Annotated in this window: 16 protein-coding genes and 1 pseudogene; 5 read left to right on the top strand and 12 right to left on the bottom strand. The window is 63.1% G+C overall.

The annotated features are described in order from the left end of the window. Window positions 1–2: 2 nt before the first annotated feature. Window positions 3–413: a hypothetical protein gene (locus tag C7G61_RS19760; RefSeq protein WP_108517333.1), complete on the top strand. Its 411-nt coding sequence runs from the start codon at window positions 3–5 to the stop codon at window positions 411–413. Between the two features lie 9 nt (window positions 414–422). On the opposite strand, the gene C7G61_RS19755 is transcribed toward C7G61_RS19760, so the two are convergent. The 3 genes and pseudogenes from C7G61_RS19755 to C7G61_RS19745 all read right to left on the bottom strand — a co-directional run bounded on the left by C7G61_RS19755 (window position 423) and on the right by C7G61_RS19745 (window position 2393). Further along, window positions 423–827, bottom strand: coding sequence for a DUF4864 domain-containing protein (locus C7G61_RS19755; RefSeq protein WP_108517331.1), 405 nt, complete (start codon window positions 825–827; stop codon window positions 423–425). Window positions 828–1028: 201 nt separating this feature from the next. After that, window positions 1029–1136 (bottom strand): annotated as a pseudogene (locus C7G61_RS47475) (PEPxxWA-CTERM sorting domain-containing protein); the annotation flags it as partial. Window positions 1137–1961: 825 nt separating this feature from the next. Further along, window positions 1962–2393 (bottom strand): cupin domain-containing protein, encoded by a 432-nt coding sequence (locus C7G61_RS19745; protein WP_108517329.1) that lies wholly within the window; start codon window positions 2391–2393, stop codon window positions 1962–1964. Window positions 2394–2515: 122 nt separating this feature from the next. On the opposite strand from C7G61_RS19745, the gene C7G61_RS19740 reads away from it, so the two are divergent. Next, the gene (locus C7G61_RS19740) at window positions 2516–3406 is read left to right on the top strand and encodes a LysR family transcriptional regulator (protein ID WP_108517327.1); all 891 of its coding nucleotides are present in this window, start codon (window positions 2516–2518) and stop codon (window positions 3404–3406) included. A 131-nt stretch (window positions 3407–3537) separates the two neighbouring features. Here the strand turns inward: C7G61_RS19740 and C7G61_RS19735 are convergent, their stop codons facing one another. From C7G61_RS19735 to C7G61_RS19725, 3 genes are read right to left on the bottom strand one after another with little or no spacing between them, the layout of a single operon-like run. Further along, window positions 3538–4323 (bottom strand): 2-keto-4-pentenoate hydratase, encoded by a 786-nt coding sequence (locus C7G61_RS19735; RefSeq protein WP_108517325.1) that lies wholly within the window; start codon window positions 4321–4323, stop codon window positions 3538–3540. Between the two features lie 7 nt (window positions 4324–4330). Beyond that, a complete protein-coding gene (locus C7G61_RS19730; protein WP_108517323.1) occupies window positions 4331–5110 on the bottom strand; it encodes a crotonase/enoyl-CoA hydratase family protein in 780 nt (259 codons plus the stop codon). Window positions 5111–5154: 44 nt separating this feature from the next. Beyond that, on the bottom strand, window positions 5155–5643 hold the full coding sequence (locus C7G61_RS19725) for a tautomerase family protein (RefSeq protein WP_108517321.1): 489 nt from the start codon (window positions 5641–5643) through the stop codon (window positions 5155–5157). A gap of 104 nt (window positions 5644–5747) precedes the next feature. On the opposite strand from C7G61_RS19725, the gene C7G61_RS19720 reads away from it, so the two are divergent. Next, entirely contained in the window at window positions 5748–6359 is a 612-nt protein-coding gene (locus tag C7G61_RS19720; RefSeq protein WP_108517319.1) for a TetR/AcrR family transcriptional regulator, read from the top strand. A 9-nt stretch (window positions 6360–6368) separates the two neighbouring features. On the opposite strand, the gene C7G61_RS19715 is transcribed toward C7G61_RS19720, so the two are convergent. The 3 genes from C7G61_RS19715 to C7G61_RS19705 all read right to left on the bottom strand — a co-directional run bounded on the left by C7G61_RS19715 (window position 6369) and on the right by C7G61_RS19705 (window position 8048). Then, a complete protein-coding gene (locus C7G61_RS19715; RefSeq protein ID WP_108517317.1) occupies window positions 6369–6680 on the bottom strand; it encodes a 3-keto-5-aminohexanoate cleavage protein in 312 nt (103 codons plus the stop codon). After that, window positions 6680–7165 (bottom strand): DUF2846 domain-containing protein, encoded by a 486-nt coding sequence (locus C7G61_RS19710; RefSeq protein WP_190241887.1) that lies wholly within the window; start codon window positions 7163–7165, stop codon window positions 6680–6682. The genes C7G61_RS19715 and C7G61_RS19710 overlap by 1 nt, the downstream gene beginning before the upstream one ends. Window positions 7166–7499: 334 nt before the next feature. Next, window positions 7500–8048, bottom strand: coding sequence for a cupin domain-containing protein (locus C7G61_RS19705; protein ID WP_108517312.1), 549 nt, complete (start codon window positions 8046–8048; stop codon window positions 7500–7502). A gap of 152 nt (window positions 8049–8200) precedes the next feature. On the opposite strand from C7G61_RS19705, the gene aptA reads away from it, so the two are divergent. Both aptA and C7G61_RS19695 read left to right on the top strand, forming a co-directional pair. Then, window positions 8201–9529, top strand: coding sequence for an omega-aminotransferase AptA (gene aptA, locus C7G61_RS19700; RefSeq protein ID WP_108517310.1), 1329 nt, complete (start codon window positions 8201–8203; stop codon window positions 9527–9529). A gap of 165 nt (window positions 9530–9694) precedes the next feature. Next, a complete protein-coding gene (locus tag C7G61_RS19695; protein WP_108517308.1) occupies window positions 9695–10960 on the top strand; it encodes a D-amino acid dehydrogenase in 1266 nt (421 codons plus the stop codon). A gap of 50 nt (window positions 10961–11010) precedes the next feature. Here C7G61_RS19695 and C7G61_RS19690 read toward each other — a convergent pair whose 3' ends face one another. From C7G61_RS19690 to C7G61_RS19680, 3 genes are all read right to left on the bottom strand, one after another. Continuing rightward, a complete protein-coding gene (locus C7G61_RS19690) occupies window positions 11011–11292 on the bottom strand; it encodes a hypothetical protein (RefSeq protein ID WP_244608373.1) in 282 nt (93 codons plus the stop codon). Window positions 11293–11535: 243 nt separating this feature from the next. Then, window positions 11536–13833: a molybdopterin guanine dinucleotide-containing S/N-oxide reductase gene (locus C7G61_RS19685; RefSeq protein WP_244608372.1), complete on the bottom strand. Its 2298-nt coding sequence runs from the start codon at window positions 13831–13833 to the stop codon at window positions 11536–11538. Between the two features lie 20 nt (window positions 13834–13853). Continuing rightward, window positions 13854–14537: a cupin domain-containing protein gene (locus C7G61_RS19680; protein WP_108517301.1), complete on the bottom strand. Its 684-nt coding sequence runs from the start codon at window positions 14535–14537 to the stop codon at window positions 13854–13856. Window positions 14538–14658: the final 121 nt, after the last annotated feature.

The following is a 14658-nucleotide window of genomic DNA, read 5'->3' as shown; positions in this document are numbered from 1 at the left end:
TCATGCCGTTCGCGATCAAAGCCGAAATCCACGATCCGCGCGCCAAGTCGTTCTCGTTCATCGCGCAAAAGACGATGTATGGCGGCAAACATATCGCCGAAGGCGACACGGTCTTTGTGTTCGCAAGCGAGAACGAGGGCGGGCGAGGCCTCATCGCGCGCGGCATTGTCACCTCAGCCCAGGCGATTGCAAAGAGGCGCGGCATAGTCAGGCAAACTCCGCGTGTGAGCATCGCCATCAGACGCACCGCCCTCGCGAAGCGGCCGCTCGGGCGGAGCGAACTCAAACGATTCAGCGACTGGGATGACGGTCGACCCCAGACCGAACTCAGCTTCAAATTCTATCGTCAGGCAACGAACAAGATCGTCGGCGTCTCGGACCAGGCCGCGGAGTTCCTGGACGAATTCTTCTAGCGATGGAGATCAGGCCGACTGCCCGGCCTTCAGCAGTGAACATCCCGTAATCTTCAAACTGCCGTCCGGCTGCTGCTCCAGCGTGTACATCGCCTCCCACGCCTCGCCATTGTCGTCGACGATATGAACGCGCTGCGCGATCCGGCCGCCGGCCGCGCGCGCCTCGCCGAATTCGAAACTCTTGTGGCGATAGACCGGCGGGTAGGCTTGCTGGACCATCTGCAGGAAGATGTCGGCCTGCGGGAAGAGCTGTTTGATCTCGGGGGCGGCATGCGAATAGGCCGCTGCGGCATCGTCGCGGCTGAATGCCTGCTCCTGCGCGCGGATCACGCCTTGCGCGGCGGAAACGTCGTCGGCTGTGGCGGGCGCGGCGAGGCCGAACAGAAACACGAGAAGCAGGATGATGGCGCGCATGGGTTGCTCCGTTGTCGATGCCCACGAGCTACGTTTTACATCGCAACTGGTTTCCTGTCCGGGCTATTCTCGCTACGAAGCCCGGGCATGCCATATCACCCGGCCGTCCGCCGGCCTTATGCGCAGTGGCGTCGCACGCCTTGGAAGGCTCGCGAAGGAAAAAGGCCGCCCGATGGCGGCTCTCAATTCGATGACCGTGGATCAGGCGGCCATCAATGCAGCTTTCGACTTCCGGCGATACGCCGTGAAGCCGATGCCTGCGAAGCCGAGAACAAGCATGGCCCAGGTGGAAGGTTCGGGGACGCCAGATACCGGAGGAGACGATCTGTAATCCGTTCCGCTGAGAAAGCTAAGGCTCCCCCCGGTGTGAGCACATCAATTGTCAGGCGACCGGTATGGCTCAAGTCCGCCAAGGCGGAGGGATAGAAGCTATATCTGTCGGTTATAGAACGGGCCTCCGCTTGCATCGACCAATCGAAAACGTAAGTCGCGCCGGCTTGAAGCGTCAGGTCATAGCTGAACGAGGAAACCGGATTGCCCGAGTATATGAATAGCTTCTTGTCGTAGACAACGAATTGACGTGTGCTGAGGTTGAGTAAGTCGAAGTGGCCGTAACCAGCCGCTACACCGCCAAGTAGCGTACCGCTGATGGACGACTCGAAGTGAACGTTAAGAGAAGTTGGCCCCACCGTGAACCCATCGAGGAAGCCGATGTCGGCCTGCGCGTACGCAGCAGTGTTTATCCCCGTGTCCCAAGTAGTAAACGACGAAGTGAACATTTTTACTGTGCCGAAGGTCCCTGTGGCGCTCGCAAATCCTCCAATGCCCGGCCCTCCGCCAGACGCACCAACGGACACTCCCGTGCTGTTTTCCTGGGTAAGGAGCGGAGTTGCAGTCTGGTTCATTTGCCCCGTGGAATAGCCCGTTACGGACGCAGCCCCGCAGATAGAAGCCGCGCCGGAAAATCCGGCCAAGATACAGGACGCGGCGGCTTGCGTTGTCGGAAGCAGGAGCACCGCGGCGGAGAACAAAAGCGCTCGAGGTTGCACTATCATTTTATCGAGATCCTTTTCGGAAAGAACAAAACCGCAAACGGCTGGATGCGAAAGCCATCGACCCCGCTGTGCGCCGGCTCTAGTGCGACATCATGTCGAGAAACGGCGTATCGTTGGTGCTGACATAGAAGATGACGACCTTGGTCATCTCGGTGGCGCTGCGGTTATAGCCGGTCATCGGCACCTTGGGCGGCTCCACCATCGCTTCGCCGGCCTTGACCGTGAGCGGCGGGCGGCCCTCGAGTTCGAGGGTGAATGCGCCTTCCAGCACATAGACCGTCACCGGAAAACGGTGGCTGTGATAGACGGTCTTGTCGCCCGGCTTGAACGTTGCCGTCATGACCCGCACGGTCTGCTTGTTGTCGGTGGGCAATCCCTCGACGACCTGCTGCAGCACCATATTGGGCTTGGCGGTACCGGGCACGGCGGCGCCGTGCTGTTGCGCCCATGCCAGATCGCCGGCGCCGAGACCGGCAAGCAGGGCGATGCCCGGGACGAGATTGCTGCGCATTTTGTTGCTCCCTGTGCTGGCCAGTCGCCACGCGGTTTCGACGCCAATAGCCTAGGCGGCGCAGCCCCGCCGCGGGAGCCGCAGGATTGCGCGGGCCCGCTCCAGAAGTGCATAATGGGTGCATGTTCGACTGGAATGATTTGAAGCATTTCCTCGCCGTTGCGCGCCATGGCAGCACGATTGCCGCCGGCAAGGCGCTCGGCACCAGCCAATCGACCGTGCACCGCCGGCTCGAGGAGCTCGAGCGCCGGCTCGGGCAGGCGCTGGCGACCCGGCAGGCGAGCGGCTATCGCCTGACCGAATACGGCACCACGCTGTTACCCTTTGCCGAACGCATCGAGGCCGCGGTCGGGGATTTTGAGCGGCGGGCAACCGATGTCGAGCAGGACATGAAGGGCGCGATCCGCGTCACCTGTCCGGAGCCGATCGTCATCCGCATGACGCAGTCGGGCCTGATAGAGCGGTTTCACGCCCGCTATCCGCATCTGCGCGTCGAATTCATCACCAGCGACCGCTATCTCGACCTGTCGAAGGGGGAGGTGGACATAGCCTTCCGCTCCGGCGATACCGACGACGAGCTGATCGGCCGCAAGATCGCGGATTCCCTCTGGGCCGTCTATGCCAGCCGCGACTATATCGAGCGCCACGGCAAGCCCGACCGCGTCGAAGACTTGTCGCAACATCTTCTCATCGGCTTCGACGAGACGCTGGCCGGTCACCGCGCCGCGAAGTGGCTGAAGGACGTCGCACCCAAGGCCAGGATGCCCGTGCGCAACAACAGCGTGCTCGGCCTGGTCTCCGCGGTGAAATCCGGCGCAGGGTTAGGGCCGCTGCCGACGGCGCTCGGCGATGCGGAGCCGGATCTGGTCCGCGTGCTCGGCCCGGTTCCGGAGCTGACGCGAAGCTGGCGGCTGTTGACGCATCCCGATATCCGCCGCGTGCCGCGTATTGCCGCGTTCTTCGATTACATCATCGAACAGCGCGATGCGCTGAAATCGATTTTGACCGGATGAAGATTCAAGGCGTGCGCCGCGCCTGGCGGATCGATCCACCCGACCCTCGGGCAGGGTGAAACGCGGTCCCCGCCGTTTAAGTCGCATGCCCTTACGTTTGGGTTCAGGTGCCGTCCTGGTAAGAAGCCGCGTTACAGATCGATCGTAATCTCGATGGTCGCCACGTCGCCGAACCGCGCGCGGACATGCTGGCCGGCGCGGATCGGCAGCATGCCCGTCATCGAGCCGGTGGAGATCGTCTCGCCGGCGCGAAGTCCGTCGCCCCATTGGCGGCGCTGCTCGGCCAGCCACCATAGCGGCCGCAGCGGATCGCCCATGACGTCGGCGCCGATGCCCTCGCAGCGCAGCGCGCCGTCGACCTCAAGCCGCACGGGGACGGACGCAAGTCCCTCGCGCCAGGTCTCGATGCGATCACCAAAGACGTAGCGTCCGGACGCGCTGCCATCAGCGAGAATGCCGGGCAGCGGCGGCAGGGCCTTTCGCGGATAGCGGCATTCCGCCACTTCGATGCCCGCATGAACCTCGGCGATCGCCTCGATGGTTTCGGGAAACGTCCAGGGCGCGTCTCTCGGCGGCAGGTCGCGCGCGAGCGTGACGAAGAACTCGCATTCGAGCAGCGGGTCGAGCAACTCGGCGGCCTTGAAACGCGCAGGCGAAGCGCAGGCAAAGCGGCGGAACGTCCTGCCGTAGATCGGTCCCTCCAGTTGGAGCTTGCCGCGCACCGCGTCCGTCGTGCCGGCGATCTTCCAGCCCAGCGGCTCCCAGCCGAGACGTTCCGCCACGGTCTGGTTCACGGCATAGGCTTCAAGGGCCGTATCCGGCACGAGATCATCGGGCAGGGAGAATTGGCTGACGTTGCGCCGCGCCTGCACGAGCAGGTTCGCCAGTTCCTCTTGTTTTCCGGAGGTCGATTTCACGTTCGTCTCACCGTCCCTGAAACACCGCGGCACGCCGCTCGATGAAGGATTGAATGCCCTCGCGGGCGTCGGCGCTGTTCAATACGCGTTCGCGCACGGTCGGAATGTAGGCGATGGCGGCCTTCTCGCCATGCTCGACATATTTCGCGGCAGCCTCCTTGGTGACCTGAATGCCGAGCGGCGCATTTTTTGCAATGATCGCAGCGAGCGCCATCGCGCGTTCGACCTGCTGGCCGGCCGGCACCACCTCCTGGACCAGCCCGATCTCGCGGGCGCGGGCCGCCGTGAATTCATCGCACAGGAACAGATGATACATCGCGTTGCCCCAGCCGGTGCGCGACAGGAAGCGGAAATGCGCGCCGCCGAACGGCGCAATGCCGCGTTTGGATTCCATCTGGCAGAAGCGCGCGTCATCGGCGGCCACGACGATGTCGCCCGCCAGCATCAGTTCGATGCCGATGGTGAAGACGATGCCTTGGACTGCGGTGACGATCGGCTTTTTGCAGCGCTTTTGCAGGCCGAATACGTCGACATTGCCTTCTTTGAAGTTTCGCTTCTCGGCGTTGGGGCCGAAGAATTTCGGCATGTCGAGGCCGGCGGTGAAATCCTTGCCCTCGGCGCAGATGACGCCGACCCAAAGGCTGTCGTTGTTGTGCAGTTCGGTCAGCGCATCCGACAATTGCTCCATCATGGCGGGCGAGAACGCGTTCTTCTTCGCGGGGTTGTCGATGATGATCTTGAAAATGCGATCATGCGTCTCGGTGCGGATTGTTCCTTCGGCACTCATGATTGGTTTCCTCTGTCCAGGATGTCTCAAATGCTACCGCGCGGTTATCGCTCGTATTTGACGGCAAGCGCGGTGCGGATCGCAGCAGTGCGTTCCGGCGAAAAGTGCGATGCGCCGTGTTCGAGCAGATCGAGGAACGACAGCACGCCGCCGCGCGAGCCCCAGCTTCCTTCCTCGATGATACGGAAATTGATCCACCAGCCCGGCGAGGGCGCCTTCATCCCGCAGGCCTCAGTGAGCGCCGTATGGATGTTGCGGATGACGGTCGCGCGGTCCTCGCGCGTCCAGCAACAGTCCATCACCACCACATCGAGCAGCATGACGTCGCTTGGCCTGTCCGAAAGCAGTTCGCCGCCGTGCGCGATCATGTCGAGCGGGCGCTCGGCGAAATGCACCTGATAGCCGCGGCGGGCCTCCGGCGTGAGCTTGCCGACCTCCGGCACCAGCACGGCATCGGTCAGGGTTTTCGCCAGCACGCGGCGCTGATCGGCAGTCAGTCGCCCCTGCGGCGTCATCACATGGATAAACGTCATCGATCGTTACCTCCCGCTGCCGATTATGACGATTGGCATAGTGCGAGCAGGCTGGCTATGTCAAGCGTCATATTCTATGGTGGGGCGACTCAAGGGGAGTTCCGATGTCGTCCAATACCCGCGCAAAAATGGTGGCAGGCGCCGCCGACCTGATGAGCCGGCGTGGCGTCAATGCCACCAGCATGCGCGACGTGGTGCGCCATACCGGCACGCCGCGCGGCTCGATCGGCCATCATTTTCCGCGCGGCAAGCAGCAACTGATCGAGGACGCGCTGGTGTTTGCAGGCAGCCAGGTCAGCGGACCGCTCAGGCATCTGACGCAGGAACACGGCGCGATCAGCGGGCTCCGCGCCTTCATCGCCCTGTGGCGGCAGACGCTGGAGCGATCGAAATTCCAGGCCGGCTGCCCGGTGCTGGCGGTCGCGGTCGAGCAGTATGTCAACGATGCGACAGAGAAAGACGGCAAACGGGATGAAGCGGCGCAGAAGCGTTTGCTCGATCTGGCTGAAGGCGTGTTCGCCGACTGGCAAGGAATCATGATCGCGGCGATGCGGCGCGAAGGCGTTACCGCCGCGCGCGCGCGGCGGCTTGCGGCACTCGTTATCGCGTCGCTGGAAGGCACAGTCGCGATGTGCCGGGCCGCGCGCAGCGTCCAGCCGCTCGAAGATGTCAGGCAGGAGCTGGAGCTGGTGCTTTCCGGCGCGCTGGCGAAGTAGCGCCGCCGTTCACGCGGACGCGGCGAGCACCTGCCGCATCTCGGCTGGCGTGGCCGGCTTGCCGCCGTGCTCGCGCACCATTCTCACCGCCTCTTCAACCAGTTCGAGGTTGCTCGCCTTGATGCTGAGCGGCGCATCCTCGAGGCCGACGCGAACATGGCCGCCGCGCCTGGCCGTCTCGGCGATCAGGGGACGAACATCGGCGCTGACGCCGGCAATCATCCAGGGCGCACCGGGCGCTTCCTCCTCCAGCAGCGACAGGTAAGCCGCGAGCGCATACGGCCTTGGCGGAAAGCCGACCGCATGCAGGTTGCAGAACATCAGGCGGTAGATCGGAGTCTTGGCGCCGGCCGCGCGGAAAAATCGAGCGCATAGCGGACGTGGTCTTCGGGATTCATGTAGGTGCCGGCCGCTTGTGCCGCTATTGCGGCTTCAACTGACTGATGACGGCAGGCCCTTCTGCTGCATCGATTTGATAGAGGGGCAGCACCAGAAAAGCCTGCCATAAGCGGGGACGTAGCCGGCATTTGTCGTCCGGTGCTGCCAGCGACCGCCTGATTGAGAAGATTTTGACCGGGCGCAGACACCTGCGGTGTCCCGACGCCGAAATAGTAGGTTCGTCCACCCTCAATTTCTATTTCGGTTTCATAATCCATAGAGATCGGATTCACGCAGGCGATCCGGTACCGTCCGGGCGGTCTGTCTGAAAAGAAATACAATCCTTTGGCTACCGAACCAACCGGCTTGCCATCGATCTTGATTCCAACTTCAGTGCCAACAAGTCCCTTCTCGCGCAGAAAATACAATCTCGCGAGCCGCGTATCCCGCGGCTTGGATTGAGGCTGATTAGATTGAGGCTGAGATTCAAGCGCCACTTCGGAAACCGTCGAGGATTTGCATCCACCGAACTGAGCAACAAGGCAGAGTACCAAAGCCCACGATACAAAACGCCGCATAACAAACCCAATTTACAACGAACAGTGACAAGAACCACAAGTTGCAAACTTGCGCAATTGTAATTTCGCTACATCTGCGGTTGGCGGTTCAAGTCGCGAGGTTCATGTCCGCCGACCTGGTGAATTCGCAACCATATCGCGCGCTATTCAAGCGCAGCGGATTTGTAAGAATACGCTTGCTCCCTCAGAACGTCGGCGGCGTGCAGGCCGAGATCACTTCGCAGGCTTTGCCCCCGACGCAGCGAAAGCGGTGCGAGCGGCGGCTCTCGAAATAATAGGCGTCGCCGGGGTCGAGAATACGGCGCTCGTCGTCGACGGTCACCTCGAGCCGGCCCGAGACCACGATGCCGCCTTCCTCGCCGTCATGGGTCAGCGGCACCCGGCCGGTGTCGCTGCCGGGCTCATAGCGTTCTTTCAGGATTTGCAAGCTGCGGCCGAACAGATTGTCGCCGACCTGGCGGAAGGAGATCGGCTTCTTGCCGATCTCGGTCAGTTCGTCGGACCGGTAGAACGCCTTGCGCGGCCGCTCCGGCTCGATCGCGAAGAACTCGGCGAGCCCCATCGGCAGCCCGTCGAGGATGCGCTTGAGGGCGCCGACGGAGGGGTTCATCTGGTTGGATTCGATCAGCGAGATCGTCGAATTGGTCACGCCGGAGCGCTTCGCCAGCTCGCGCTGCGACAGCTTGTGCCGGGCGCGAACGAAGCGGAGTCGCCCACCGATATCGACACTCATCGAAAATCCCTGTTGCAAGTGTTTCGGATCGAACAAATATGCCCCAACGGGGCTAGCAAAATCAATGGGTTGCAGGAGCGAAGAAAAGGACTTGTTGTGCCTTCCCGAGCGTGGCCCGGTGGTACCTTGAGCTGCCAGCACAGGAGCTACCCGTGACCCTTCATCAGAAGCCGAACACCCTGCAAACCGATTCGTTCTGGATGCCGTTCACGGCCAACCGGCAGTTCAAGAAAGCGCCGCGGCTGTTCGCTTCCGCCGAGGGCATGCACTACACGACCGTCGACGGCCGCAAGGTGATCGACGCCTCGGCCGGCCTCTGGTGCGTCAATGCCGGCCATGGCCGCCGCCAGATTGCAACGGCCGTCGAACGGCAGTTGATGAATCTCGACTTCGCGCCCTCGTTCAACATGGGCCATCCGCTGGCGTTCGATTTTGCCGAGCGGCTCGCCGAGATCGCGCCGAAGGGGATCGATCGCATCTTCTTCACCAATTCGGGTTCGGAGTCGGTCGACACTGCGCTGAAGATCGCGCTCGCCTATCAGCGCGCCATCGGACAGGGGACGCGGACGCGCCTGATCGGCCGCGAGCGCGGCTATCACGGCGTCGGCTTCGGCGGCATGTCGGTCGGCGGCATGGTGGCGAACCGCCGCGCCTTTGCGACCCATCTGCCTGGCGTCGACCACATCCGTCACACCCATGATCTCGCCCGCAACGCCTTTGCAAAGGATCAGCCGGAGCACGGCGCCGAACTCGCCGACGATGTTGAGCGGATGGTGGCGCTGCATGGTGCTGACACCATCGCCGCCGTCATTGTCGAGCCGGTGCCGGGTTCGACCGCGGTGCTGCCGCCGCCGAAGGGCTATCTGCAGCGGCTGCGCGAGCTCTGCACCAAGCACGGCATCCTCTTGATCTTCGACGAGGTCATCACCGGCTTCGGCCGCCTCGGCGCGCCGTTCGCGGCGGATTATTTCGGCGTCACGCCTGATATGATGACGACGGCCAAGGGCATCACCAACGGCACCGTGCCCTGCGGCGCGGTTTTCGCCAGCCGCAAGATCCATGACGCGCTGATGAACGGCCCCGAGGGCACGATCGAGCTGTTCCACGGCTACACTTATTCCGCGCATCCGGTCGCCTGCGCGGCGGGCCTTGCGACGCTTGACATCTACAAGGACGAGGGGCTGCTCACGCGTGGAGCGTCACTGGCTGAATATTGGCGCGATGCGCTGCATTCGCTCAAGGGCCTGCCGAACGTCATCGACATCCGCAATGTCGGCCTGATGGGCGCAATCGAGCTGTCGCCGCGCAACGACGGCGTCGGCGCACGCGGTTATGACGTGATGGTGGATTGCTTCAATCGCGGGCTTTATTTCCGCATGAGCGGCGACTCCTTCGCGATGTCGCCGCCCTTGATTGTCGAGAAAAGCCATATCGACGACATGGTTTCGATCCTCGGCGACGCCATCAAGCGCGTGGCCTGATCCTTGCTCGCAAGGAAGCCATAGCGTTTTCAAGCGAAGTGGACCCCCGGTTCGCGTGAAGAAAACGCGTCAAGACATAAACCTGGAGCACGGTTCCGATTCAATCGGAGCCGGGCTTCAGAGCGGGCCGCGGCGCGAACGCCGCGGCGAATTGCGTGAGGGATCGTGAAAGTCATCGTTCTCGGCAGTGGCGTCATCGGCGTCACGACAGCCTATTATCTGGCACGCGCCGGCCATGAGGTAACGGTCGTCGACCGCCAGTCCGAGCCCGCGCAGGAAACCTCTTTCGCCAATGCCGGCGAAGTGTCACCCGGCTATTCCTCGCCCTGGGCCGGCCCCGGCGTGCCGGTGAAAGCCATCAAATGGCTGTTGATGCGGCACGGGCCGCTGGTGATCTGGCCCAAGCTCGATCCCGTGATGTGGATCTGGGGCATGAAGATGCTGCGCAACTGCACGGCAGAGCGCTACGCCGTCAACAAGCGTCGGATGATCCCGATCGCCGAATACAGCCGCGATTCCTTGCGCGCGCTGCGCGCCGAGATCGGTATCAAATATGACGAGCGCAGCCAGGGCACGCTGCAGCTGTTCCGCAAGCAGAAGCAGCTCGACAGTACCGGCGGCGATATCGCGGTGCTCAAGCAATATGGTGTCCCTTACGAGGTGCTCGATCGCGAAGGTTGCATCGGTGCGGAGCCGGCGCTGGCGGCGGTGAAGGAAAGATTCGTCGGCGGACTGCGGCTGCCGCAGGACGAGACCGGCGATTGCCATATGTTTACGCAGGCGCTCGCCAAGGAAGCAGCAAAGCTCGGCGTGCAGTTCAGGTTCAATACCAGCATCGATCGCGTGGTCGCGGACGGCGACAGGATTACGGGCGTCGTCACCAGCGTCGGGCTGTTGCAAGCCGATGCCTACGTCGCGGCACTCGGCAGCTGGACGCCGCGGTTGCTCAAGCCCATCGGTATTCCGGTTCCTGTCTATCCTGTGAAGGGCTATTCGATCACGGTCCCGGTCATCGATGACGCCGGCGCGCCTGTATCCACCGTGATGGACGAAAGCTACAAGGTTGCGATCACGCGGCTCGGCGACCGCATCCGCGTCGGCGGCACCGCGGAAATCTCAGGCTATTCGAACCGGCTCGATGCGGCGCGGCGCGCGACGCTCGACCATTCCCTCACCGACATGTTTCCACGCGGCGGTGACCTCGGCAAGGCGACGTTCTGGAGCGGCCTGCGCCCGATGACGCCGGACGGGCCGCCGGTCATCGGCGCCACGCGCTACAACAATCTGCATCTCAACACCGGCCACGGCACGCTTGGCTGGACCATGGCCTGTGGCTCGGGGAGGGTGCTGGCGGACCTGATGTCGGGGCGGAAGCCTGAGATCGACGTGAGCGAACTCACGGTGAGCCGCTACGATCACCGGTTTGGGTGACGGGCGGACGAGCACAACTGGCAGGAGGCGCGGGACGCGCCGAGTTTCACTCAGTGCAGTGCTTGTTCGCGGGCGCTTAGCGCCGTCTTCATCAGCTTCGGCAAGGTCCTGGCGTAGACCTCAATGAATGTGGCGTCGCCATTGGAGCGAGGGGCGCGCGCGGCCTGCGCGGCGATACGTGCGGCCTTGGCTTCGCACTTCGCGAACAGGTGCCAGAACCATTCCGGCTCTTTGTCCATGGGCTCTTTGTGCAGCTTGATGACGGCGGCGCCTACTGCCGCCATGGCATTTACGGCGCCCGCGCTCATGGTGCTTAAGGCCGCCGAGCTCATGATATCTTCTCTGGTCTCGGCGGCTGCGGCTCGTGCTTTCCCGTGTTTCCCTCGGTTCGGCATGCTCAGCTCCTGACGTATCCATACGAACTCCTGGGAAGCGTAGACCTCGGGTGTTGACGGCGTCTGAATCGACAGTCCTAAGTTCGGATTTTCGATTTCATTCGGGTATGTCTAAATTCTTTCACGATGTTCCCCGGTGCGCGGGACAGCCGGTATGCGGGTGTCGTCGTTGCCTCTGCATCAATCCTGCTCGGGAGGATCAAAGGCGCGGATGGCGGGCAGCGCTCCCGTATATTTCTCGCACTCGACCACCGTCACCTGACCGCAGCAGCCTTGCGCGAGCCGCGATGTGCCGATGTCGCGGGCGAGCACGTTCGGATTGCCGTGGACGCAGAGCGGATGTTCGGCCACACCTGCTTGCGGATCGTACCAGGCGCCGGTGGACAATTGCACCACGCCGGGCATGACGTCGTCTGTAATAACGGCGGCAGCCAGGCAGGCGCCCCGATCGTTGAACAGGCGGACGATGTCGCCGTCGGCGATGCCGCGGCGCGCCGCATCAACAGGGTTGAGACGGACGGGTTCGCGGCCGGCAATTTTTTTCGACTGGCTGTAGGCGCCGAAGTCGAGCTGGCTGTGCAGCCTCGTCGCCGGCTGGTTGGCGATCAGCGTCAACGGGTGGCGTGCATCCGGCGGTTCGGTTGAGGGTAGCCAGGCCGGGTGGGCTAGGCAATCGTCGTAACCGAAGCCCGCGATGGTTTTCGAATAGATCTCGATCTTGCCGCTTGGCGTCGGCAGCTTGTTGTTGAGGGGATCGTTGCGGAAGGCGCGCAGAAAGCCGCCGTCATCGGGGGCCGACGGCAGCGCGAGTTCGCCGCGCTGCCAGAACTCTTCGAAATCAGGCGCATCGCAGCCGGCCTCGGCAAGCGCCTTCCGCGTCGGCTCGTAAAGATGCGCCAGCCATTGCCTGGTGTCGCGTCCTTCCGTAAAAGCATGTTCGACGCCCAATCGCCGCGACAGCGCGGCAAAAATATCGAAATCGTCGCGCGCTTCGCCGACTGGGTCCATGGCCCTGCGCATTGCGATCAGCCTTGGATCGGTGCCCGCGGCGCCGATATCGTCGCGTTCCAGCGTCATCGTCGCCGGCAGCACGATGTCGGCAAATTTCGCCATCGGCGTCCAGGCGCTTTCGTGCACGACGATGGTTTGCGGAACATTGAAGGCGCGCCGCAGCCGGTTGATGTCCTGGTGATGATGGAAAGGGTTGCCGCCCGCCCAATAGACCAGCTTGATGTCGGGATACCGCATCGACCGGCCGTTGTATTCGAAGCTCTCGCCCGGATTGAGCAGCATGTCGGCAACGCGCGCGACCGGGATGAATTCGCTGACGCTATTCTTGCCTTGCGACAGCGTCGGAATCGGAACCGCGTTGAAGCGGCGGCCGGTGTGGCCGAGCGCACCGAGCGCGTAATTATATCCGCCGCCGGGCAGGCCGATCTGGCCGAGCATGGCCGCGAGCACCGCGCCCATCCACACCGGCTGCTCGCCATATTGCGCGCGCTGCAGTGAATGCGAGACCGTGATCAAGGTGCGCCCGCGCGGCAGCCGGCGGGCGAGGTCGACGATGGTGGCGGCGGGAATGCCGGTGATGCCGGCCGCCCATGCTGCGTCCTTTGGCGTGTTGTCGTCGCGGCCGAGCAGATAGCGTTCGAAGATGTCGAAGCCGGTGCAGTAGCGCGCGACAAACGCGCTGTCCCACAGGTTTTCGACGAGCAGCGTGTGCGCGAGCGCCAGCATCAGCGCCACGTCGGTGCCGACCTTGATCGGCAACCACCGGGCACCGGCTTCTTCCGGCAGGTCATCGCGCAACGGCGCGATGCCGTAGAAGACCGCGCCGCGGCGCGCGGCCTTTTGCATCGCGTCGCGCTCGATATGGCAGCTGATGCCGCCGCTTGCGACGTCCGAGTTCTTCAGCGCCATGCCGCCGAACGCCAGCACCGTATCGGTATGCTCGGCGACCTGATCCCACGTTACGTTTCGGCGCGAGACGTCTTCGTAGCCGCCGAGGACATGAGGCAGGATCACGGCCGACGCGCCGGCGCTGTAGCTGTTCACCGAACGCACATAGCCGCCGAATGCCATGTTCAGGAAGCGATGGACCTGGCTCTGCGCGTGGTGGAAACGTCCGGCGCTGGACCAGCCATAGGAGCCGCCGTAGACCGCGGCGGCGCCATATTCGGTTCGGACCCGCGACAATTCATTCGCAAGCAAATCGAGAACTTCGTCCCAGGGGCAAGCGACGAATTTCTGGTCGAAGGTGCGCTCAACGGATGCGCTCCGGTCCAGCCATGCCTTGCGCACCATCGGCCGCAGGATGCGGGCCTTGTGGCGCATCGCGGTGGTGAAGTTCTGTAAAATCGAGGAGGGCGCAGGATCCTCCTCGTAAGGCCTGATATCCAGTGTCGCGCCGTTCCATCGCGCGGAAAATGCGCCCCAATGTGCGCTGTGCGGGCTCCAATCATCCCGGGCTTGATCCATTCGTTGTTCCAGACCGTCGCTCATGACGCCGCCGTTATGCAGTTCACCCACAGCACGACCGCTTTCGCATCTTCCGCCGGATTTGAAAAGCGGTGAGGGCGGCGGCTGGCGAAGCGAAAACTGTCCCCTCGCTTGAGGGACCAGGTCTCGGCATCCACGGTCAGCGTCATCTCGCCTTCCAGCACCAGGCCGGCCTCTTCGCCGTCATGGGTGTAGAGTTCGTCGCCGGTGTTGCCGCCGGGCTCCAGGTGCACGAGAAACAGGTTGAGGCGGCTTTCCGTTCCGGCCGGACTCAGCAATTGCTTTGAAATGCCGGTGCGCCACAGTTTCAGTTCGGCGCGCTGCAACTGGCGCGTCACCACGCCGCCTGAAGCCGCATCGTCGCTGGGCCGCGAGCCGAACAGCGCAGCGATGCCGACACCGAGCACGTCCGCCAGCGTTGCGAGCACGCGCAGCGAAGGCGATGACAGGCCGCGCTCGATCTGGCTGAGGAAGCCGATCGACAGATCGGTGCGCGCGGCGATCGTCTCCAGCGACAGTTTGTGTTCACGGCGTAGGTCGCGAATGCGCCGGCCGACGGCGAGGTCCATCGCGGGTTCGGCCGGCCTCGCGACAGCCTTCGCCTTCGGCCTGCGCGCCGTCTTTGCCGCGGCCCTTGCCTTGGCTTTGGGCGCCGGCTTTTTAATTCTCTTGCCACCGCTCACGTCAGACCTGCTTCCTTCATGTGCATGAAAATCGCTTGCAATGCCGCGGCAAGTGTGACCACAATTTCATAATGGTGAAAATAGGCCGGAACGGCGTTTCCCGCAACTCTTTGGTCTGACG

The sequence above is a fragment of the Bradyrhizobium algeriense genome (assembly GCF_003062295.1).
Taxonomy (GTDB): Bacteria; Pseudomonadota; Alphaproteobacteria; order Rhizobiales; family Xanthobacteraceae; genus Bradyrhizobium; species Bradyrhizobium algeriense.
This window is presented reverse-complemented; position numbering and strand designations above follow the sequence as displayed.

What these genes read in the sequence shown, in the direction of transcription:
- C7G61_RS19740 (WP_108517327.1), top strand. Translation starts at nt 2,516, where the DNA reads ATGTTCGACTGGAATGATTTGAAGCATTTCCTCGCCGTTGCGCGCCAT.
- C7G61_RS19755 (WP_108517331.1), bottom strand. Translation starts at nt 827, where the DNA reads ATGCGCGCCATCATCCTGCTTCTCGTGTTTCTGTTCGGCCTCGCCGCG.
- C7G61_RS19720 (WP_108517319.1), top strand. Translation starts at nt 5,748, where the DNA reads ATGTCGTCCAATACCCGCGCAAAAATGGTGGCAGGCGCCGCCGACCTG.
- C7G61_RS19745 (WP_108517329.1), bottom strand. Translation starts at nt 2,393, where the DNA reads ATGCGCAGCAATCTCGTCCCGGGCATCGCCCTGCTTGCCGGTCTCGGC.
- C7G61_RS19725 (WP_108517321.1), bottom strand. Translation starts at nt 5,643, where the DNA reads ATGACGTTTATCCATGTGATGACGCCGCAGGGGCGACTGACTGCCGAT.
- C7G61_RS19685 (WP_244608372.1), bottom strand. Translation starts at nt 13,833, where the DNA reads ATGGATCAAGCCCGGGATGATTGGAGCCCGCACAGCGCACATTGGGGC.
- C7G61_RS19730 (WP_108517323.1), bottom strand. Translation starts at nt 5,110, where the DNA reads ATGAGTGCCGAAGGAACAATCCGCACCGAGACGCATGATCGCATTTTC.
- C7G61_RS19705 (WP_108517312.1), bottom strand. Translation starts at nt 8,048, where the DNA reads ATGAGTGTCGATATCGGTGGGCGACTCCGCTTCGTTCGCGCCCGGCAC.
- C7G61_RS19690 (WP_244608373.1), bottom strand. Translation starts at nt 11,292, where the DNA reads ATGAGCTCGGCGGCCTTAAGCACCATGAGCGCGGGCGCCGTAAATGCC.
- C7G61_RS19715 (WP_108517317.1), bottom strand. Translation starts at nt 6,680, where the DNA reads ATGTTCTGCAACCTGCATGCGGTCGGCTTTCCGCCAAGGCCGTATGCG.
- C7G61_RS19760 (WP_108517333.1), top strand. Translation starts at nt 3, where the DNA reads ATGCCGTTCGCGATCAAAGCCGAAATCCACGATCCGCGCGCCAAGTCG.